A 19,161-nucleotide genomic window follows, 5' to 3' on the forward strand; every position below is an offset into this window, starting at 1 on the left:
GAGGAAGAGAATAATGGATTCAACCTTGATTATTTTAAATGTGTCCGCCTTACTTGTATTAGTAGGTGCTTTATATGTTATGCAAAAGAAGCATATCTCGTTTTCTAAACGAGTGTTCACTGCTCTAGGGCTTGGAATTGCTTTTGGCTTCGTTTTACAGCTCTTATACGGACTAGAGTCGAAGGCGTTACTTCAATCGACAGAGTGGTTTAGCGTTATTGGAACTGGATATGTGAAGCTGCTTCAAATGGTTGTCATGCCACTTGTGTTTATCTCGATTGTTTCCGCTTTTACAAAGCTGACGATCACGAACAATTTGGGCAAGATTGCCACACTTATTATCGGTCTTTTAATTGGAACAACGGCTGTGTCAGCCGCGGTTGGAATTGCGACTTCCTTCGGCTTCGGCTTAGAAGCTGTGCAAATTGAAGGTGGCGAGGCGGAACAAGCTCGCGGTCAAGAAATTGAACAGAAGTATACAGAAATTGAAGGGCAGACATTCCCGCAAAAGATTGTGGCGTTAATACCTGCCAATCCATTCCTTGATTTCACGGGTCAGCGTGGAACATCGACGATCGCTGTAGTAATTTTTGCTGCTTTTGTTGGTATGGCTTACTTAGGAATAAAAAGAAAAGAGCCAGAGCAAGCTGAGTTCTTTAAGAAAATTGTCGACGCTCTGTATAGCATTGTTATGCGTATTGTGACGCTTGTTCTTCGCTTGACACCTTATGGGATTTTGGCGATTATGGCTAAAACGGTTGCGACGAGTAATTTCTCGGAAATTGCCAAGCTTGGTGAATTTGTGATCGCCTCGTATGTTGCACTAGCCATTGTATTTGTTATTCACTTAATGATTTTAGCTGTTGTCGGTTTAAATCCAATCACTTACGTAAGGAAAGTATTTCCTGTGTTGACGTTCGCCTTTACGTCTCGCTCTAGTGCCGGTACTTTGCCGCTAAATATTCAAGCGCAGAAGAAGGCGTTAGGTGTTCCTGAAGGGATTGCCAACTTTGCTGGATCATTCGGCTTGTCGATCGGTCAAAATGGTTGTGCTGGAGTATATCCAGCGATGCTTGCGGTGATGATTGCACCGACTGTTGGCATTGATCCACTTTCTCCATCGTTTATCGCTACGTTGATTGTTGTAGTAGCTATTAGTTCATTTGGTGTAGCCGGTGTAGGTGGAGGAGCGACATTTGCGGCTATTCTTGTTCTATCGACGATGAATCTTCCTGTTGCTTTAGCTGGACTATTGATTTCCGTAGAACCACTCATCGACATGGCACGTACAGCTGTTAATGTTAGCGGAAGTATGACAGCGGGTGTCGTGACGAGCCGCGTAACGAAAGAGCTAGATGCAGATGTATATAACAAACAACAAGATGAAGCTATTTATAACTAACAAAAAAGCCGGCTCGCCGGCTTTTTTTCTATTAAAAAATTGAAACTATTCTTTCATATAAAACGTAAAAAAGGGAACAATACGTTTGAAGGAGTGTGGAAAAATGAAAAATAATCAACGAGTGTTAAAAATAATGGATCGTCTAGCTTTATTAGGAGTGAAGGTCTCTAAAACAAAATCTCGTATTGAAGTGTATAATTCTTTGAAAGAAGCCATTTGTGTGAAGCCATAAATGCTGAAGTGTGACCGCTTAAAACAAAAAAAGCTCACCCTTGAAGGCAAGGATGAGATGATCGCTTACTGTTTCTTTTTTTGAATCAATCGGTAAATGAAATAACCCACGATAATGAGAAGCCCTCCAGTACCTGTTATAAGGGCGAAGTTTTCTTCAATAAATGGCTTCGCTTGATCTCCAAGCCAAAAAATAATCATTCCTTCAAGGAAGAAACGGAGACCACGACCTACAAACGACCAGATAACGAGAACGTTTAATGGAATTCTAGCAGCGCCCGAAAAGATCGTGAATACTTTAAATGGAATAGGTGTAAAGCCCGCAATTAAAATAGCAAGTGCTCCATATTTTTCGAAATAGTTTTCTACTTTAACGATTGTTTCTTCAGAAATAAATGCTTTTAAAATAGGTCGTCCAAGCTTACGGCCAATGGCCCAGCCGAGAATCGCTCCAAGAACGGAAGCGATAGTAGTATATAAAGCGAATAATAGAGCGCGGTTAGGGTCCGCCATAGCTAATGGTAATAAGATGACATCTGGTGGGATTGGAAAGAAGGATGACTCTGTAAAGGCCACAACAATTAGTCCCCAGACACCATACTCTAATAGCCACATTTCAAACTGATGAATCAAATCAGACATATTGAGAGAAATCTCCTTTAAATTTTAACATTCATAAGTGAAATTATAGCATTATTTGTATAAGCAAACTAGCGATGAGCATTGAAATAGAGAATCAGCCCTACATGGGGGCTGATTTTTTATAGGAGTGAACAAATGGCTGATTTTGCTTCTCTATAATATTTATGAGACAGTTGCTAATGCTGTCTTCTTTCTCTTGGTGATATTGAAGCAAGCGCTTCACCCACTTGCTTTGTTCTACTTTATTATCAAGCACCTGACTCAATTGCTGCTCAATCGTTTGATGTACGTTTAATTCATAAATCAAATGTTTACTCTTCAAATATTGAATATTGATCTCCTCTTGTCCAGGCAAGGCGCTTAAAATAAATACTGGTAATGCCTTTTCAAGTACTTCTGTGATGGTGATGCCTCCAGGCTTTGTAATAATCGCCGTAGCTTCGTCATAATAACGATTCATTTGTTGACGACAACTTGTATAGGCGATTGGTTCAATTTGATCAAGATCTAATGATAAGATCCAATCATATAGCTTATTATTATTTCCGCATAAAACTTTATAATGATACTGATCATGCTCTCTGACGAGTTGATTTAATAATGTTTTCAAGTTCCCGAGACCACTGTTTCCTCCAGCGATGAGAATATATTGTTTTTCGCGTTGTTCCTTATGTTGATAAAAAGAAGGGTGTACGGGAATGCCCGTGACGAATACTTGCTCTGCCTTCAAACAACATTGCTCAACAAGTTGTTTTTTTGCTTCTTGATGGGGAACAAAGTGATAGTCAATAAATGTTTTCCCCCACACGTCATTGATGAAAAAATCAGTGTATACATTGACAACAGGGATGCTGATTTTTCCTTGTTGCTTTAAATTATTTAATAGCTTAGAAGGATAACAATGTGTACAAATGATCAAATCTGGGTTCTCTTCTTTAATAAAATGCTCTAGTCTCCATTCGAGATATTTATTCCATAAGACAATAGGAGACCAATGTGATGATTTCTGCTTATTACTATACATAAACAAGTGATAAAATCGACTATAGGAAGTCGGTTGCTTGCTAATCCATTTCAAATAGGTGTTTGAAATGATTAATTCAAGTCCACTATGAAAGTGACTTAACAGATCGACAGTTTTCACTTCCATTTTTCCTGTAATCGCTCTAGAGTGATCAATAATGGCTTCAGCCGCTTTATGGTGCCCAGAAGGCATACGAAATAAGGGAAGCAATAAAATCTTCATAAAGTAGAACTCCTTTAGCGCTGAGTATAGTTCGAATTTCTTTTCGATTTGAATGATTTGATCATTAGTTGAATTACAAATCCAATAAAGAAAACAGCTCCTGCTATCGTTAAATATACAGGGTGAATATCGATATAAGAACTAATAACAAAACCGATAAGCATATAAATCAATACCCAAATCAACGAACCGAAAACAGAAATGATGGTGAAAAATAAAAATGGGAATTTTGAGATTCCTGCAAAATATGGATTGAACTGACGAATGCCAGGGATGAAAAATCCAACAACTAGCGAGTTTCTCATGTCCCAATGGAGGGCGAATTTCTTCATTCTTTCATCGCTCACTCCTAAATATTTTCCGTAGCGATTAAGGAGAGGCTTTCCGATTTTTCGGCCGAGAAGATAGCTGGTGATCATGCCGACGAACGCCCCACATGCAATAGCTAACCAGGCAGGAATAAAGGCAATCCCACTTTGTTTGGCTAATAGACCGATATAGACAAATAAACTTTCTTCAGGAACGGGGATTCCGACAATTCCGAAAAAACCGATCATAAATAGCAAGATATAGCCATACTGAGATAAATAATCAAGTATATGTGTTTCCATTTTACCCCTCGCTTGTATCTGTCGTTTGAAGAAGGACAGGAATAGTCACAAACTGATAATCTTTAGATGCAGAATCTGACAGAAAAAGCTCTAGTGCTTCGATCGTATTCGCTGGTGCATGTAAATCGGCACCTAATGTCGTACCGCTGTCATGGAGAGTAATAATCGCTCCACTTGAACAAGCGGACTGAATACGTTTAGCTAGCGTTTGGGGTAGCACCTTTTCCTTCCAATCTCCTGGGATCGACGTCCACATAATCGTTTGTAGTGGCTTTGAAGCAGGTAGAGACAGTAAATTAAAGTGCCCCCACGGTGGGCGATAATAGCGAGGAGGTTCTCCTGTAATCGCCTCGATCGTCTTGGTTGCTTTCCTTAACTGCTTGTGAAATAAAAAAGGCGGAAATAACCAATTAGACAGATGAATATCGTTATGTACACCAACAGCATGTCCTCGCTCATGCATATTCTGCACGATTTCTGGATAAGCACGAGCTTTGGCTCCGACTACGAAGAAGGTAGCTTTCGCTTCATACTTATCTAGCAGATCTAAAAGCATAGGGGTATATATAGGATCTGGTCCATCATCAAAGGTTAAGGCAATCATCTGATGCCCCTTGCCACGTTGATGAATACCTGTACCTGTTAGACGAATAAATAAAGTCGGTCCAACTGCATAGATGAGTATAAGGACAACAAGATAAGCTACTACAATCATTTAATTACTCCATTTCTTTCATGATGAAAGTTAAAGAAAATTTTTTATTTCCTGCTTATTAAATCATAGAGAAAAAAGAATCACAAGAAAAAGAAGTGATTTTTTGGAAGGAGTTTGAAAAAAATAGGTATCTAGTTTTTTGGGGGAGGATCAAACAAAAAGAAAGCATGTGATCGAAATGTCACATGCTTTCTTTATTGTTTAAGATAGTGCTTTAGATTCCGCCAACGGAAGAGAAGGTTGTTTCGTAAGCGAGTCTTCACTCACTTGTGGTTTTTTTCGTATTTCTACGTATTTAATTTGACGATCTTCCATTTCTTTAATAAGGAATAAATAGCCGTTGTATTCAATGATATCGCCTTGAGCGGCTTCGTAGTTTTCAGTTAGAATCCACCCGCCAATTGTATCGATATCTTCATCCTTCATATCGAGGCTGAGAAGGTTATTTATTTCAGAAATGAGCACTTTCCCATCCATGATGAAATGAGATTCATTAACCTTTTGGACGAGAGGAATTTCATCAAGGTCGAATTCATCTTGAATTTCTCCAACAATTTCTTCAAGAATGTCTTCGATCGTCACTAAACCAGATGTTCCTCCATACTCATCCATTAAGATGGCCATATGGATTCTTTCTTTTTGAAGTTTAACGAGTAGTTCATGAATAGGGATGGAGTCAATTACTCGAATGGTCGGTCGCACATATTGTTCTAGTTGAAGCTGTCCGGTCTCTTTGTTTTTTACATAATCCGTTAGCACTTCTTTAAAGTTAATTAGACCAATAATATGATCCTTATCTCCATCTATGATCGGATAACGAGTAAATCGTTCTTCGCAAACGACATTAATTAAAGAATCGATCGTTTCATCCTTTGAAAGAGTGACCATTTCTGTGCGTGGAACCATAATTTCTTTTGCGATTCGCTCGTCGAATTCAAAAATTTTATTCACGTATTTAAATTCAGAGGGATTAATTTCTCCACTTTTTAAACTTTCTGATAAAATGATGCGCAATTCCTCTTCAGAGTGAGCGAGGTCGTTTTCTGAAACAGGTTTTAAGCCGAATAAGCCAATGACGACACGAGCGGAACTGTTAAGCATCCAAATAAAAGGATACATCGCTTTATAAAAAAAGATTAAAGGCTTTGAGACAATTAATGTCATGGCCTCCGCTTTTTGAATGGCTAATGTTTTTGGGGCTAGCTCGCCAACGACGACGTGAAGAAAAGTAATGATCGTAAAGGCGGCGCCAACAGCAATTACGTGAGAGAGTGAAGTTGGAATATTTAGCAGTTCCATAAATGGATAGAGGAGACCAGCAACAGCAGGTTCTCCAATCCAGCCAAGGGCTAAAGCGGTGATCGTAATACCGAGCTGACAAGCGGATAAGTATTCATCAAGCCCCATGATCACTTTTTTAGCGGTCATGGCTCGTGGGTGTCCTTCTTCGATTAGCTGGTTAATACGGGAGCTGCGAACTTTGACAATAGCGAACTCAGAAACAACAAAAAACGCAGTTAAAGCAATAAGGATGACGACGAGCACCAGGTCAAATATGTCCAAAAAAATTCCTCATCCCATTAAATAATGGGAAAGGAGTCACCTCCTGTGAAATAAAGTTACCTGATTGCGAAATCAATCTTCATTTACTTGCCTTCTGTTCCTTGTTAAGAAGAGAAGGCATATGGGAGAAGTTATGTTGAACGATCACTGTCCCATCGAATCACCCCTTATCACTCATCAGTTTGATTCTCTTTATTATATTAAAGACAGATTATTCAGTCAAATGGTCGACATTATATTATATGATCGCTTTTATGTTGGTATGTGGGGAGAAAGCTTGTCACATTAACTGTTGCAAAAACCATGAAGCGATCGTGAAATAAATAATTAACGATAAAATATCATTAATCGTTGTAATCAGCGGACCTGATGCTACTGCAGGGTCAATATTTAATTTATATAGGATCAAAGGAATTACTGTCCCTGCAAGTGTTCCAATAATTAACGTAAGCAGTAAGGAAGAGCCGACAACGATTCCTAGAACGGCACTACCTTGCCAAAGAAAAGCAATAAAGAAAATAAGCACACTACAAATCGTTCCAATAATTAAACCAACACCAAACTCCCTAGCAACGAGACTTAATACCGTTTTCATATCAATGTCACGTGAAGCAAGGCCACGTACGACAACCGCAAGTGATTGGGTCCCAGTGTTTCCTGTCATTCCGGCAATCATCGGCATGAAGAAAGTGAGAGCGACGACTTTTTGTAACGTTTCTTCGTATCCGGAAATAATACTGCCTGATACAAGACCGATAAATAAAAGTAAGATCAGCCATGGAAGACGACGAAAAGCAGCTACTCCAGCTTTTGTATCGAAGTCAATCGCTTTACCTGAGGCGGATAGCTTTTCGATGTCCTCGTTCGCTTCTTGAATGACAACGTCGAGAATATCATCAAAGGTCACGATTCCGACTAAAACGCCTTCTTCATCAACGACTGGGATGGCGAGAAAGTCGTAGCGCTCAATCAGTCGAGCAATTTCCTCTTGGTCTGTGTAGACGGAAACTGAAATGACACGAGCATACATAATGTCTTGAACTTTTTCATCAATATCAGCGATTAATAAGTCGCGATAAGAGACAACGCCAACCAGTTTATTTTGATTGTTAGTTACATATAGATAGTTGATCGTTTCAGCATATTCAGCAAAAGATTTCAACTTGTCCACCGCTTCACGAACGGTGAAAGAATCCTTAATCCACACAAAGCGGTTCGTCATTAATCGACCAGCTGTTTCAGGTGGATAAGTCATCATGTTTTCAATGATCGTTGACTCTTCTTTTTTCATCCCTGCAAGAAATGTTTTAATGTTTTCTGGGGACATATCATCTAGTAAGGAGGCGAGATCATCATTATCCATATCGTCTAAAACTTTTCGAGATCGCTCTTTCCCTACTTTTTTCAATACAGCCATTTGATCGTCGTTGTCTAGCTCCTGAATCATATCAGTCAACACTGGGATGCTCAGCTGTAATAAGAAACGAGTCTGATGCTTTTCAGGTAAATTTGTATATATCGTCGCCATATCATACGGGTGCAATTCATCTAACAACTTTTGTAACTCGATTTTTTTTCCATCTTTCAAGGCTTTAATGATCAGTAAAGTCATTTGATCTTCAGTTAAGTTGTGCATCATATGTATCCCCTCCTTGGTGAAAACAGCAAATCAGTATCTATTATAAAACGAAAATGTAAAAAAAGTGAAAAATAATATGAAAATAATCTGATTTTTGGATACGTGTTTTCAATTTAATTTGCTAAAATAGGTAGTATAACAAAATGATGCGAGGAACGTCATGTAATTTGGGATGATGCGGAGGTAATGATAGATATGAAAAGCCACGGGAATATGAATGAATTGATCTATGTTCACTTAAATACATCGCATCAGTACACAATTTCTTATGGGATTGATTTTATTGAGTTTGCGCGCAGTCTTCCGAGAGAGCTGAATCACCTTCTCCTATTAAAACATCGCTTTGATAGAGCGGATTTTAATATGCACTCGAGATTTGATTTTGTAGAGGCGGAAGATGTGAACAAGCTGTTAAAAGAACCAATTGCGGAATATGGTGATTTTTGCTGGATGGATTTTGAAGAGATGGATGGATTGAATGTATTAGAAGGGCAAGAAATTGCTGAATTGCTTTATTTAAGCCATTGCAAACATCATTTGCGAGTGCCATTTTACAATAAGTTAGACAATCGCTACGTGTATCTTTCTCATGATGATGAGTGGTTTAATAAAACCTATTATCGCAATATGTCTGATTTTTATTTCATGCTAGGTCGAGCTATTTCTTTAAAATTAGGTCATTTTAGAAGTGAACGCTCTTTCTTTACATTAAGAAAAGGCACTCCATTTCCTCCCATTCCGAAAGAAATGATTGCTTCCTTTGGAGATAAAATGAAAGAAGGAATGGTCATCTCTTTAGCAAAGACGATTCAAAGTCGAACGAGAATAGATATTCCGGTGTGGGTTGTTGGAGATTATATTAATATGGATGAGATGTTTGATGATTATAAGGTGAATTTTCGAAACGAGCCGGATGGTCATTTTGAATTTGATAAGAAGGCGCATGAGTGGAGCGTTTTTTTCTAATAAAACTCCCCGGATCAATCCGGGGAGTTTTATATATTGCTATTCGTTTTTATTGAATTTGTCAACGACTGCCGCGATCGCACCATCTCCAGTGACGTTACAAGCTGTGCCGAAGCTATCTTGAGCAAGATAAAGGGCAATCATTAAAGAAATCATCGTTGCATCAAAGCCGAGCATTGTGCCCATTAATCCAGTTGCTGCCATGACAGCTCCACCAGGGACGCCAGGAGCTGCGACCATTGTAATACCAAGCATTAAAATATACGGAAGCATATTTCCAAGCGTGTACACTTGGTCGTGAATAAGCATAACAGCCATTGTACAGCTCACTAATGTAATCGTACTTCCAGACAAGTGAATAGTCGCTAACAATGGGACGGAAAAATCAGCGATCCGATCTTTAACTCCCAACTTTTTAGAGCGTTCAAGTGTTACAGGGATAGCGGCTGCGGAAGACTGAGTTCCTAGTGCTGTAAAATAAGCAGGAGCCATTGTTTTGATCATCTTGAATGGATTTTGCTTTCTTAATGAACCAGCGATCGAATATTGAACGAATAAATAAATAATGTGCAGAATAATGATCATCATAAATACTTTGGCAAAGACGCTCATAATCGCACCCACTTGCCCGCCTTGAGTCATATTAGCAAAGATACCAAAAATATGAATAGGTAATAGTGGAATGATGACTTTTGCAATGACTAATTCAATAATAGAACGAAATTCATTTAATGCATTTTCTAACGTATGACCTTTGACTGCAGCTATACCAATTCCAAGTAAAAAGGCAATGACAAGAGCCGTCATAATGTCCATAATCGGTGGCATTTCTACGATGAAATAAGTGTCCAATAATGCTTTTGAAGGATCATCAAATGCCTTTGAAGCTTGATTAGCTAAAATAATTGGATAAATCGTTTTAGCAGTGAAAAAAGCGAGCAATCCAGCACCAACAGCAGAAAGATAAGCAATGGCTGTTGTCATACCTAATAATTTTCCAGCCCCTTTACCGAGTGCGCCAATTCCAGGTGCGATGAATCCAATAATGATTAGGGGAATGACAAACCCTAAGAAATTCCCAAATAAACTATTAAATGTAGCAAACACTCTTATTAACCACTCAGGAGCTAAGGTGCCTGTAACAATACCTACCGCAATTGCTAAAATAATTTTAGGTAGTAGACCGAAGCGTTTCATGTTGTGTCCTCCCGAAGAATACATTTGTTTTTCATAAGTGGATTATACATGTATTCGTGAAAAAAGTTAATAGGTAAAATATATAAAAGATAATTCAGAAAAATATTGCTCATCCTTGTGAATTTGGAGGTTTTTACATGAATGCAAGGGTGATGGCAAGAGGATAGATCGAGTAGCAGTAGGGAATTATTGTTTTTCTTTAATGAAAGCATGGTAAAATAGAAAACAAGGAAGTTCTTTTCTATATTGATCAGGAGGTTATTATGAGAACAAAATTATGTTTATTATATGGTGGCAAATCTGCTGAGCATCAAGTGTCATTGCATACGGCAAAGGCAGTTATCGGTGCGCTAGATTTAAATAAATTTGATATTCATCCAATATATATTACGATCGACGGTACGTGGGTTGAGGGAGGAAAGCTAACAGCTCCGGTTGAGGACATCTCCGCTTTGCAATTTTCTACAGGAGACACATCTGCTGTTGTATTAGATAGTCTGTCATCTGGAAAGTATGACGTGATCTTCCCGCTGTTACACGGACCGAATGGAGAAGATGGAACGATCCAAGGCTTGTTAGAAACGATGAACCTTCCTTACGTTGGAAATGGTGTATTGTCATCTTCAGCAGGAATGGATAAAGTCATTATGAAAAACATCTTTGCACAAGCGGGGCTTCCACAAGTTCATTATGTATGGTTTATTCGTAAAGTATGGCAGGACAATAAAGAAGCTGCTTATGAGCAAATAGAGAAGGAGCTTGGTTATCCGTGTTTCGTGAAGCCAGCTAACTTAGGGTCGAGCGTTGGAATTAGCAAATGCACCAATCGTCAGGAGCTTGATCAAGCATTTGAAGAAGCATTTCAATTTGACCGCAAAATTATTGTCGAAGAAGGTGTCATTGCTCGTGAAGTGGAAGTCGGCGTGCTCGGCAATGACGATCCTGGGTGTTCAGTTATTGGAGAAATTGTACCGAAAAAAGATTTCTATGATTATAAGGCAAAATATGAAGATGGGAATACTGCGTTAATCATTCCTGCTGAAATGCCAGAAGATACTCAAAAGCAAATGAAGGAGATGGCGATTACTTCCTTCCGTTCTTTGGATGGTTCTGGTCTTGTTAGGGCAGACTTTTTCTTAAAGGAGAATGGGGAATTGCTCATCAATGAGGTGAACACGATGCCAGGTTTCACTCCGTTTAGTATGTTCCCACTTCTATGGAAACATACAGGAGTTGAGTATCCTCAGCTTATTGAAAAATTAATTGAACTTGCTATGGAACGACATGCGGAGAAACAACAAATTAAATATACTTTTTAAAGGTGGATATTCATTTCATGATTCGGAAGACCATAGAACAACTATTAAATATGATGAAGGTGGAAAATGCCCTAGAACTTTTTAAAGACCGGGTAATTGAAGGGGTGGCAATTGACTCACGAAAAGCAGTCAATGGTCAATTATTTGTACCGTTTAAGGGAGAGCATACAGACGGACATAAATATGTTAGGCAAGCAATTGAACAAGGAGCGGGTGCAGCCTTGTGGCAAAAGGATGTGCCTAATCCACCAGAGGATTTACCCATTCTTATTGTTGAGGATACGTTAACAGCACTGCAACAGTTAGCGAAAGCTTACCGTAATGAACTAGAGCTTAAAGTAGTCGGCATTACAGGGAGCAATGGAAAGACAACAACAAAAGATATGATCACAAGCCTTTTATCATTAAAATATAAAGTGCAAAAAACAGAAGGTAATTACAATAATCATATTGGCCTACCGTTAACGATTTTGTCTTTAAGTCACGAAACCGAAGTCGCTGTGTTAGAGATGGGGATGAGCAGTAAAGGTGAAATCGAATTATTAACGAAGCTCGCTTCCCCAGATATCGCTGTGATTACAAATATCGGTGAATCTCATTTACAAGATCTTGGTTCAAGAGAAGCCATCGCTGAGGCGAAGTTAGAAATTATCAGTGGCTTATCGGAAAAAGGATGTCTCATTTATCATGGTGATGAGCCGTTACTAAAAGATGCTATAGACAATATGGAGACTGTTCAGACGAAAACATTTGGATTTGAAGAAAGCAATGATTTATATCCATTAACAGTCGAAGCGTTACAAACAGGGAACCGCTTTACAGTCAATGTAGCCCCAGAGGTTGAGTTTGTTTTGCCGGTTCTTGGTCGTCATAACGTATCCAATGCGATGGCGGCAATGCTCGTTGCTCATGAAATGGGAATCGATTGTAAGAATATGAAAGCAGGTTTGCAGTCTGTAGAATTAACAAAGATGCGGATGGAGTGGGTTGAAGGAGTTCGTGGAGTGAAACTCATCAATGATACGTATAATGCTAGTCCGACCTCTATGAAAGCCGCTATTGAACTAACCGCACAAATGCCAGGATTTGATAAGAGAATCTTAGTTCTTGGGGATATGCTAGAGCTTGGTTTAGATGAGGAGCTTTTCCACTATCAAGTTGGTCAAACGGTAGATAGTGAGGCAATTGATTACCTCTTTACATTTGGACGATTAGGTCAATTCATCGCTGCTGGTGCGAAAAATTCACTCGGTGAAGACCGAATTTTCGCCTTTACCGATAAACAAGAGTTAATTGCGAAATTATCATCGATTGTTACAGGTGGAGAGTTAATTACAGTGAAGGCATCAAGAGGAATGAAGCTAGAGGAAGTTGTTCAAGCTTTAGCTAGTGAGTGAGCTGAAAAAACATCGAGGTAAGAAAAGTCCCTCGATGTTTTTCGTTCATTTAGTCATTCTAATGACGAATCAATAAAAAACGGGTGAAAATATGATTGGGTGTCTATGTATTCATGGCTTTACTGGTTCCCCTTATGAAGTAGAACCACTCGCTAATTATTTAAAAGAGAAGACCAATTGGAAAATTGTTGTACCTACTTTGCCAGGGCATGGAGAAACGCTCAGTTTAAAAGGTGTGAATTATGGGCAATGGCTTGAGCATGCAGAGAAAGAATTGCAGACGCTTTTGTCGCAGTGCGAAGAAGTATATGTTGTTGGTTTTTCTATGGGCGGACTGATTTCGGTATACTTGGCAGAAAAATATCCGGTAGAAAAACTTATATTATTGAGCGCAGCTGCTAAATATATTAATGCAGGTCAATTGCTTGTGGATATACGTGAAATGTTGAAGGATGCCAAAAATGGGCGATTAGTCGAAAATGAGCTATTTTCACGTTATAAAAATAAGCTATTGTCTACACCGTTGTCAGCCACGCAGCAATTTAGAAAAATGGTGAAGCAAATTACACCGCTTATTGAAAAAATACATGTGCCTACTTTCATCGCACAAGGCCTTGCGGATGGAATCGTTCCTCCGAAAAGTGCTGATTTTATTTATCGAAAGATTTCTTCCGAAGATAAAGAAATTTATTACTCCAAAACAGCTAAGCATCATATTTGTCACACAGGTGATAAGGAAGAATTGTTTAATAAGATCTTTACTTTTTTAAATAGAAGTAGTAAAGTTAGTTAAATATCCATTGAAATTGATTGATGCAGATGGTATGATAACAATAACTTTTACTCTTCTCATGTCATGAAGAGTATTTTTTGTGTGATACGGTAGCTGAAATAGAAGGAGAAGAAAACTATTGACGAAATTTAAAGATTTAAATTTAAGTGAAGCCACTTTAAAAGCTATTGATAAAATGGGGTTTGAAGAAGCAACACCGATCCAAGCGGCGACAATTCCAGTTGGACTTGAAGGTAGAGATATTATCGGTCAAGCCCAAACAGGTACAGGTAAAACGACGGCTTTCGGTATTCCGATGATTGAAAAGATTGATATGCATGACCATTCAATTCAAGGGTTAATTATTGCTCCTACGCGAGAATTAGCGATTCAAGTTTCTGAAGAGCTATATAAGATCGGCGGAGGCAAGCGTGTAGGTATTCTAGCTGTATATGGTGGGCAAGATATTCAGCGTCAAATTCGTGCGTTGAAAAAACGTCCACATATCATTGTAGGTACACCTGGGCGAATTTTAGACCATATTAACCGCAAAACGTTAAAATTAGATCATTTGCAAACTCTTGTATTAGACGAAGCAGATGAAATGTTAAACATGGGCTTCATTCAAGATATTGAAGCTATTCTTTCCCACGTGCCGACTGAACGTCAAACCTTGTTGTTCTCGGCAACAATGCCTAAGCAAATCCGTGCGATAGCTGAAAGATTTATGAATGAGCCTGAAACAATTCGTGTGAAAATGAAAGAAATGACGGTTTCAAACATTGATCAATACTTTGTGAAAGTACAGCAACGTGATAAATTCGACGTGTTATCTCGTTTGATCGATGTTCACTCTCCAGAACTTGCGATCATTTTCGGCAGAACGAAACGTCGTGTAGATGAGTTAGCGAATGCTTTAAGTCTTCGTGGTTACCAAGCAGAAGGTATCCATGGTGATTTAAGCCAAGCGAAGCGTTTAACTGTGTTAAAACGTTTTAAAGAAGGAAAAATTGATGTTCTTGTAGCTACAGACGTAGCAGCTCGTGGCTTAGATATTTCCGGTGTTACGCATGTATACAACTATGATATCCCTCAAGATCCAGAAAGTTATGTACACCGCATTGGTCGTACGGGACGTGCTGGAAAAGAAGGAATGGCTGTTACTTTCGTTGAGCCGAGAGAAATGAGCTATTTGAAAGAAGTAGAAAGAACAACGAAGAAACGTATGACACCAATGTCTGCTCCTACTTGGGACGACGCAATGATCGGTCAACAACGTGCTGCTGTAAATGAATTAGAAGAAAGTGTAGCTAAAAATGATCTTTCTCAATATAAATCATTTGCAAAAGAGCTTCTTGATCAATATGATGCGGATCAATTAGTAGCCGCAGCTCTTAAATTGATTACGAAAGAGCCAGATCGTACACCTGTACGTATTACAAGTGAAGCGTCTCTTCCTCAAAAAAGAGATAACTTCCGTTCGAAAAATTCGAACTCTAGAAAATCTGGCGGTAATCGTCAAGGGAACCGTTCATCTAGCAACAACCGTTCTTACAATAGAGACCGCAAAAATACAAGAAGAAAATTTTCTTCTCAATAATAATTGATAAAAAAGCACAGGCTATTCCTGTGCTTTTTTTTACCATAAATGAAACTTTTTTCGAATACATACGTTAATGAATATAAAGTGAAGCTTCAATCCATGGGGCGTTACAACCCGTTCATGCGGGATAAATAAAAAAGGTCGTGAGTGATAGATGGTAGAGCCTAGAAAGAGAATATCCAAAAAAGCTCTGACAGTATGGAGAATATCAGGGATGATCAGTACAGTAATTGTTTGGTTGTTGTTGATAGGAGGAGGCGTGTTTGCTTTTATGAACGACGGGCCGTTATGGGTGATCGGCGTATTAATTTTAGCGGGAGTGTTAATGTTCTTCCTTTTCGTTTATCTCCTGCCGAAGTTGCGTTGGAATCGTTGGCGATATGAGGTGAGGGAGCAAGAAATTGAATTGCAACATGGCGTGATCATCACGCGTCGAACACTAATTCCGATGATTCGTGTGCAACATGTTGATACAGAACAAGGGCCTGTTTTAAGGAAGTATGGCTTAGCGGGTATTAAAGTTTCAACGGCAGCGACCGTTCATGAAATTCCTGCTGTTGAGATGGAGGAAGCCGAAGAGATGCGAAAGATGATTTCTAATTTGGCAAGGGTGGCGACAGAAGATGTCTGAGCCGAAACGACTTCATCCGATTGCTGCAGTCTCGAATGTTTTCAAGGAATTAAAAAATCTCATTTTGCCACTTGTTCTCGTTTTCTTTGTGAATAATAAACCGAAAGTTGAATTTTGGGATTATCTTCCGATGATCGGGATGGGCGTATTAATTTTATTTTTATTAGTAAGTGGAATAGTGAAATGGCTACGTTTTGCTTATTGGGTAGAAGAAGGGGAATTAAGAATTGAATACGGTCTTTTCGTCAAAAAGAAGCGTTACATACCAATTGAGCGTATTCAAAGTTTAGATAGCTCAGAAGGAATTTTGCAGCAGATGTTTGGTCTAGAGAAATTGACGATTGAAACGGCAGGCTCTAGTGACCCGACAAAGTCTGAAGCTGAGTTAACAGCTATTACGAAAGAAGAGGCCACAGCCTTAAAAGAGATGATTAGCCGTGAGAAGCATAGAGTAAGTGCGGAAGTAGAACAACAAGAAGAGACGGAAGAAGTGCAAGAAACAACTAAAGTGGTATATAAAGCGAAGCTATCGGAGTTGTTACTGTTAGCGGCTACTTCAGGCGGTGTAGGAGTGGTGATTTCCGCTGTCGTTGCTTTTTTATCTCAATTTGATGAACTGATTCCTTATGAGAAAGTATTTGAAGAGGCGTCTCGCTTTATTGAGTATGGTGTGTTGTTCATTTCTATCGTTGTATTTGTTGTGTTGTTTATCGCCTGGGTCATTTCCGTTATTTTAACGTTGCTGAAGTACCAAGATTTTACGTTAAAAATGAATGATGAACATATCGTTATTCAAAGAGGATTGCTTGAAAAACGACAAATCACGATTCCTTTTACTCGGATTCAAGGGATCACAATTGTGGAGAATCCGCTTCGTCAGCTTGCTGGCTATTGTTCGGTTCAACTTGAAAGTGCTGGAGGGGCAGCACCTGCTGAAGAAGGCGCTAGTATCATTTTACTTCCGATGATTAAAAAAGAAGCTGCTCTTCATTTGTTGAAGGATATTTTTCCAGACTATTCTTTCCCTGATCAGTTTTGTCCAGCTCCGAAAAAAGCTAGAGGGAGATATGTTTTAAGAAAAAGCTATTATGTCATCTTGCCAATTATAGGAGTGAGCTGGTATTTTTGGCCGAATGGTTTATGGTCTAGTGCGCTATTGTTGCTTGCTATCGTTTATGGGGTGAGCTGTTATCGAACCGCAGGATGGCTATTAACGGAAGATCAGTTAACGATCCGGTATCGACGTTTGAGCAGATGTACGGTTATGATGAAGAAAGCGTACATCCAGTCAGTAAGTTTTACGCAAACACCTTGGCAAAAAAGGAAGGAGTTAGCCTCCTTTTCTGCGGTGATCAAAAGTGGAGCGGTAGGTAAGAAATCAAAAATGATCGATGCCTCCATAAATGATGCACATAGTGTGTATCGATGGTATAAGAGAGACGAAGAAAATAGATGTGGGTGAAGAAATGATACGAGGAATCGGTATGGATATTGTGGAAATATCGCGAATTCAACAACTTATAGAAAGGCAGCCGAAGTTTCTTGAACGAATATTAACGATAGCTGAACGAGAAGTATTTCACAGTCGAAGCGGCCAACGTAAATTTGAATATGCCGCTGGTCGTTTTGCGGCTAAAGAAGCTTTTTCTAAAGCGTACGGGACAGGAATAGGTAAAGAATTGTCCTTTCAAAATATTGAAACAGCTGTTGATGAGCGAGGTAAGCCGTACATAAAAGCGCCAATTTTTGAAGGGGTTCATTTATCGATTACGCATAGTAAAGAATTTGCCGCGGCGCAAGTCGTTATTGAACAGCTTTGATGTGAGCGTCAATCTTCCTTTCGCAACAATCATAATCTGAATGGTTGTCTCATATATTTTTAGTGCGAAAGGGGTTGTGAAATCATGAGGAATAGAAGGCTAGTGTGGCTTATATGTTTGTTCGCTTTAGTCATTCTTTCAGCTTGTGGGGCAAAATCAAAAGAGGAGGTAATGGGGGATTTAAACGAGAAAGCGGAGGAAGTGGTTGGTTATAAAGCGAAAGCGAAAATGACGTTGCAGGCTGGGGAGGAAAAACAAATATACGATGTGGATATTTGGAATCGGGAACACCAGTTTTATCGAGTGGCATTATCGACTGATAAGAAAGATCAAAGCCAAATGATTTTAAAAAATGAAACTGGTGTTTATGTATTAACTCCTGCATTGAATAAAAGTTTCAAGTTTCAAAGCGATTGGCCGCGAAATAGTAGTCAAGCTTATTTGTACGAATCGTTAGTGAAAGATATTCTAGCAGATAAAGAGGCAAACTTTAAAGAAACAGATGAGCATTTTGTATTTGAAACAAAAACACGATATCCAAACAGTCATATGCTACCATCTCAAGAAATACGGTTTAAAAAGAAGGATTTAACCCCTGTCTCCGTCAAAGTTATGGACCCTGATCGCAAAGCGCTCGTTGTTGTAGAATTTTCCACAATGGAATTTGACGCGAAAATTGATAAAGAATCTTTTGATGTGAAGAAAAATATGACAGGTGCACAATTAGAAATGCCGGTGATGGCTCAACCAGAAAATAAAGAATTAGCTGTTCATTATCCAGATGGAAATATTACTGGAAGTAGCTTGTTGGAAGAAAATGAAATTGTAACAACTAATGGTACAAGAGTTGTTCTTACGTACGGAGGCGACAAATCTTTTACCGTTGTTCAGGAAAGAGCGGAAGTACTGCCAGCTGCTTCTATGCAAATGAATGAAGTTAATGGAGAAGTAGCGGACCTTGGCCACTCGTTTGGTGTGGTATCTGATAAGTCTATTTCTTGGTCGTATCAAGGAGTAGACTTTATGTTAGCCTCTAAAGATCTATCCAAAGGCGAAATGATTGAAGTAGCACGCTCGATGAAAATGTCGATGGAGAAATAATAAGACGAAACTTAAGGATGTTGTGGGAAGGAACGGAGTCAGCGTTCCTTTTTTCTTTGCCTAAAAGTCGTCTCTGTATTTCGGTGTCTAGCTCCACCAACTAGCCGCTCGAGGTCAAAAGTCAATCCGTCTAAAAGGTTAAAAAGCAACCTTTCAGCCGGCTCGCCTTTTGCTTTTCGCGGCTGATCAAGTTGGCTCCGCATTTCGTTGTTGTCTAGCTCCAGGCGCTAGCGACTAGTGGATTTCCATGATCCTCCTTGCGATAAGTCAACATCGGTTCACTAACGCTCACCGTGTTTCCTTTAT

General features: G+C 39.1%; 19 protein-coding genes. 12 read left to right on the plus strand and 7 right to left on the minus strand.

Annotated features, from left to right (window positions below; all coding sequences use genetic code 11):
* The first annotated feature begins 13 nt into the window (after positions 1–13).
* Both ACSVDJ_RS02490 and ACSVDJ_RS02495 read left to right on the plus strand, forming a co-directional pair.
* On the plus strand, positions 14–1,402 hold the full coding sequence (locus ACSVDJ_RS02490; RefSeq protein ID WP_439170336.1) for an L-cystine transporter: 1,389 nt from the start codon (positions 14–16) through the stop codon (positions 1,400–1,402).
* Positions 1,403–1,505: 103 nt separating this feature from the next.
* Positions 1,506–1,634: an Lmo0850 family protein gene (locus ACSVDJ_RS02495; protein WP_439170337.1), complete on the plus strand. Its 129-nt coding sequence runs from the start codon at positions 1,506–1,508 to the stop codon at positions 1,632–1,634.
* 65 nt (positions 1,635–1,699) lie between these two features.
* On the opposite strand, the gene ACSVDJ_RS02500 is transcribed toward ACSVDJ_RS02495, so the two are convergent.
* The 5 genes from ACSVDJ_RS02500 to ACSVDJ_RS02520 all read right to left on the minus strand — a co-directional run bounded on the left by ACSVDJ_RS02500 (position 1,700) and on the right by ACSVDJ_RS02520 (position 6,410).
* Positions 1,700–2,275, minus strand: a complete 576-nt coding sequence (locus tag ACSVDJ_RS02500; RefSeq protein WP_439170338.1) for a YqaA family protein — start codon at positions 2,273–2,275, stop codon at positions 1,700–1,702.
* A gap of 100 nt (positions 2,276–2,375) precedes the next feature.
* The gene (locus tag ACSVDJ_RS02505) at positions 2,376–3,521 is read right to left on the minus strand and encodes an MGDG synthase family glycosyltransferase (protein ID WP_439170339.1); all 1,146 of its coding nucleotides are present in this window, start codon (positions 3,519–3,521) and stop codon (positions 2,376–2,378) included.
* A 14-nt stretch (positions 3,522–3,535) separates the two neighbouring features.
* Positions 3,536–4,132: a DedA family protein gene (locus ACSVDJ_RS02510; protein ID WP_439170340.1), complete on the minus strand. Its 597-nt coding sequence runs from the start codon at positions 4,130–4,132 to the stop codon at positions 3,536–3,538.
* Between the two features lies 1 nt (position 4,133).
* Positions 4,134–4,847 (minus strand): polysaccharide deacetylase family protein, encoded by a 714-nt coding sequence (locus ACSVDJ_RS02515; RefSeq protein WP_439170341.1) that lies wholly within the window; start codon positions 4,845–4,847, stop codon positions 4,134–4,136.
* 201 nt (positions 4,848–5,048) lie between these two features.
* Positions 5,049–6,410: a hemolysin family protein gene (locus tag ACSVDJ_RS02520; protein WP_439170342.1), complete on the minus strand. Its 1,362-nt coding sequence runs from the start codon at positions 6,408–6,410 to the stop codon at positions 5,049–5,051.
* A gap of 121 nt (positions 6,411–6,531) precedes the next feature.
* On the opposite strand from ACSVDJ_RS02520, the gene ACSVDJ_RS02525 reads away from it, so the two are divergent.
* Entirely contained in the window at positions 6,532–6,699 is a 168-nt protein-coding gene (locus tag ACSVDJ_RS02525; protein WP_518619922.1) for a hypothetical protein, read from the plus strand.
* Here ACSVDJ_RS02525 and mgtE read toward each other — a convergent pair.
* Positions 6,691–8,049: a magnesium transporter gene (gene mgtE / locus ACSVDJ_RS02530; RefSeq protein WP_439170343.1), complete on the minus strand. Its 1,359-nt coding sequence runs from the start codon at positions 8,047–8,049 to the stop codon at positions 6,691–6,693. The genes ACSVDJ_RS02525 and mgtE overlap by 9 nt on opposite strands.
* A gap of 186 nt (positions 8,050–8,235) precedes the next feature.
* Between mgtE and ACSVDJ_RS02535 the strand changes: the two genes are divergently transcribed.
* Positions 8,236–9,015: a hypothetical protein gene (locus ACSVDJ_RS02535; RefSeq protein ID WP_518619924.1), complete on the plus strand. Its 780-nt coding sequence runs from the start codon at positions 8,236–8,238 to the stop codon at positions 9,013–9,015.
* Between the two features lie 39 nt (positions 9,016–9,054).
* Here the strand turns inward: ACSVDJ_RS02535 and ACSVDJ_RS02540 are convergent, their stop codons facing one another.
* Complete coding sequence (locus tag ACSVDJ_RS02540) at positions 9,055–10,212, minus strand: dicarboxylate/amino acid:cation symporter (protein WP_439170345.1); 1,158 nt, start codon at positions 10,210–10,212, stop codon at positions 9,055–9,057.
* 263 nt (positions 10,213–10,475) lie between these two features.
* Here ACSVDJ_RS02540 and ACSVDJ_RS02545 point away from each other — a divergent pair, with 263 nt between their 5' ends.
* From ACSVDJ_RS02545 to ACSVDJ_RS02580, 8 genes are all read left to right on the plus strand, one after another.
* Positions 10,476–11,531 (plus strand): D-alanine--D-alanine ligase, encoded by a 1,056-nt coding sequence (locus tag ACSVDJ_RS02545; RefSeq protein ID WP_439170346.1) that lies wholly within the window; start codon positions 10,476–10,478, stop codon positions 11,529–11,531.
* A gap of 17 nt (positions 11,532–11,548) precedes the next feature.
* On the plus strand, positions 11,549–12,928 hold the full coding sequence (locus ACSVDJ_RS02550; RefSeq protein ID WP_439170347.1) for a UDP-N-acetylmuramoyl-tripeptide--D-alanyl-D-alanine ligase: 1,380 nt from the start codon (positions 11,549–11,551) through the stop codon (positions 12,926–12,928).
* 91 nt (positions 12,929–13,019) lie between these two features.
* Complete coding sequence (locus ACSVDJ_RS02555; RefSeq protein WP_439170348.1) at positions 13,020–13,721, plus strand: alpha/beta hydrolase; 702 nt, start codon at positions 13,020–13,022, stop codon at positions 13,719–13,721.
* A 118-nt stretch (positions 13,722–13,839) separates the two neighbouring features.
* Positions 13,840–15,300, plus strand: coding sequence for a degradosome RNA helicase CshA (gene cshA, locus ACSVDJ_RS02560; protein WP_439170349.1), 1,461 nt, complete (start codon positions 13,840–13,842; stop codon positions 15,298–15,300).
* Between the two features lie 217 nt (positions 15,301–15,517).
* Positions 15,518–15,934 (plus strand): PH domain-containing protein, encoded by a 417-nt coding sequence (locus ACSVDJ_RS02565; RefSeq protein WP_439170350.1) that lies wholly within the window; start codon positions 15,518–15,520, stop codon positions 15,932–15,934.
* A complete protein-coding gene (locus tag ACSVDJ_RS02570) occupies positions 15,927–17,396 on the plus strand; it encodes a PH domain-containing protein (RefSeq protein WP_439170351.1) in 1,470 nt (489 codons plus the stop codon). The genes ACSVDJ_RS02565 and ACSVDJ_RS02570 overlap by 8 nt, the downstream gene beginning before the upstream one ends.
* A gap of 4 nt (positions 17,397–17,400) precedes the next feature.
* Positions 17,401–17,754 (plus strand): holo-ACP synthase, encoded by a 354-nt coding sequence (gene acpS / locus ACSVDJ_RS02575; RefSeq protein WP_439170352.1) that lies wholly within the window; start codon positions 17,401–17,403, stop codon positions 17,752–17,754.
* Between the two features lie 84 nt (positions 17,755–17,838).
* On the plus strand, positions 17,839–18,855 hold the full coding sequence (locus ACSVDJ_RS02580; protein WP_439170353.1) for a LolA family protein: 1,017 nt from the start codon (positions 17,839–17,841) through the stop codon (positions 18,853–18,855).
* Positions 18,856–19,161 lie beyond the last annotated feature (306 nt).

Origin of the sequence: Bacillus sp. Hm123 (assembly GCF_051842975.2) — a bacterium.
GTDB lineage: Bacteria > Bacillota > Bacilli > Bacillales > Domibacillaceae > Bacillus_CE.

Coding starts and splice junctions, on each gene's coding strand:
- ACSVDJ_RS02495 (WP_439170337.1), top strand. CDS start 1,506: ATGAAAAATAATCAACGAGTGTTAAAAATAATGGATCGTCTAGCTTTA.
- ACSVDJ_RS02510 (WP_439170340.1), bottom strand. CDS start 4,132: ATGGAAACACATATACTTGATTATTTATCTCAGTATGGCTATATCTTG.
- ACSVDJ_RS02545 (WP_439170346.1), top strand. CDS start 10,476: ATGAGAACAAAATTATGTTTATTATATGGTGGCAAATCTGCTGAGCAT.
- ACSVDJ_RS02500 (WP_439170338.1), bottom strand. CDS start 2,275: ATGTCTGATTTGATTCATCAGTTTGAAATGTGGCTATTAGAGTATGGT.
- ACSVDJ_RS02550 (WP_439170347.1), top strand. CDS start 11,549: ATGATTCGGAAGACCATAGAACAACTATTAAATATGATGAAGGTGGAA.
- ACSVDJ_RS02505 (WP_439170339.1), bottom strand. CDS start 3,521: ATGAAGATTTTATTGCTTCCCTTATTTCGTATGCCTTCTGGGCACCAT.
- ACSVDJ_RS02580 (WP_439170353.1), top strand. CDS start 17,839: ATGAGGAATAGAAGGCTAGTGTGGCTTATATGTTTGTTCGCTTTAGTC.
- ACSVDJ_RS02515 (WP_439170341.1), bottom strand. CDS start 4,847: ATGATTGTAGTAGCTTATCTTGTTGTCCTTATACTCATCTATGCAGTT.
- acpS (WP_439170352.1), top strand. CDS start 17,401: ATGATACGAGGAATCGGTATGGATATTGTGGAAATATCGCGAATTCAA.
- ACSVDJ_RS02555 (WP_439170348.1), top strand. CDS start 13,020: ATGATTGGGTGTCTATGTATTCATGGCTTTACTGGTTCCCCTTATGAA.
- ACSVDJ_RS02535 (WP_518619924.1), top strand. CDS start 8,236: ATGATAGATATGAAAAGCCACGGGAATATGAATGAATTGATCTATGTT.
- ACSVDJ_RS02565 (WP_439170350.1), top strand. CDS start 15,518: ATGATCAGTACAGTAATTGTTTGGTTGTTGTTGATAGGAGGAGGCGTG.
- mgtE (WP_439170343.1), bottom strand. CDS start 8,049: ATGATGCACAACTTAACTGAAGATCAAATGACTTTACTGATCATTAAA.
- ACSVDJ_RS02525 (WP_518619922.1), top strand. CDS start 6,532: ATGGGAGAAGTTATGTTGAACGATCACTGTCCCATCGAATCACCCCTT.
- ACSVDJ_RS02570 (WP_439170351.1), top strand. CDS start 15,927: ATGTCTGAGCCGAAACGACTTCATCCGATTGCTGCAGTCTCGAATGTT.
- ACSVDJ_RS02540 (WP_439170345.1), bottom strand. CDS start 10,212: ATGAAACGCTTCGGTCTACTACCTAAAATTATTTTAGCAATTGCGGTA.
- ACSVDJ_RS02490 (WP_439170336.1), top strand. CDS start 14: ATGGATTCAACCTTGATTATTTTAAATGTGTCCGCCTTACTTGTATTA.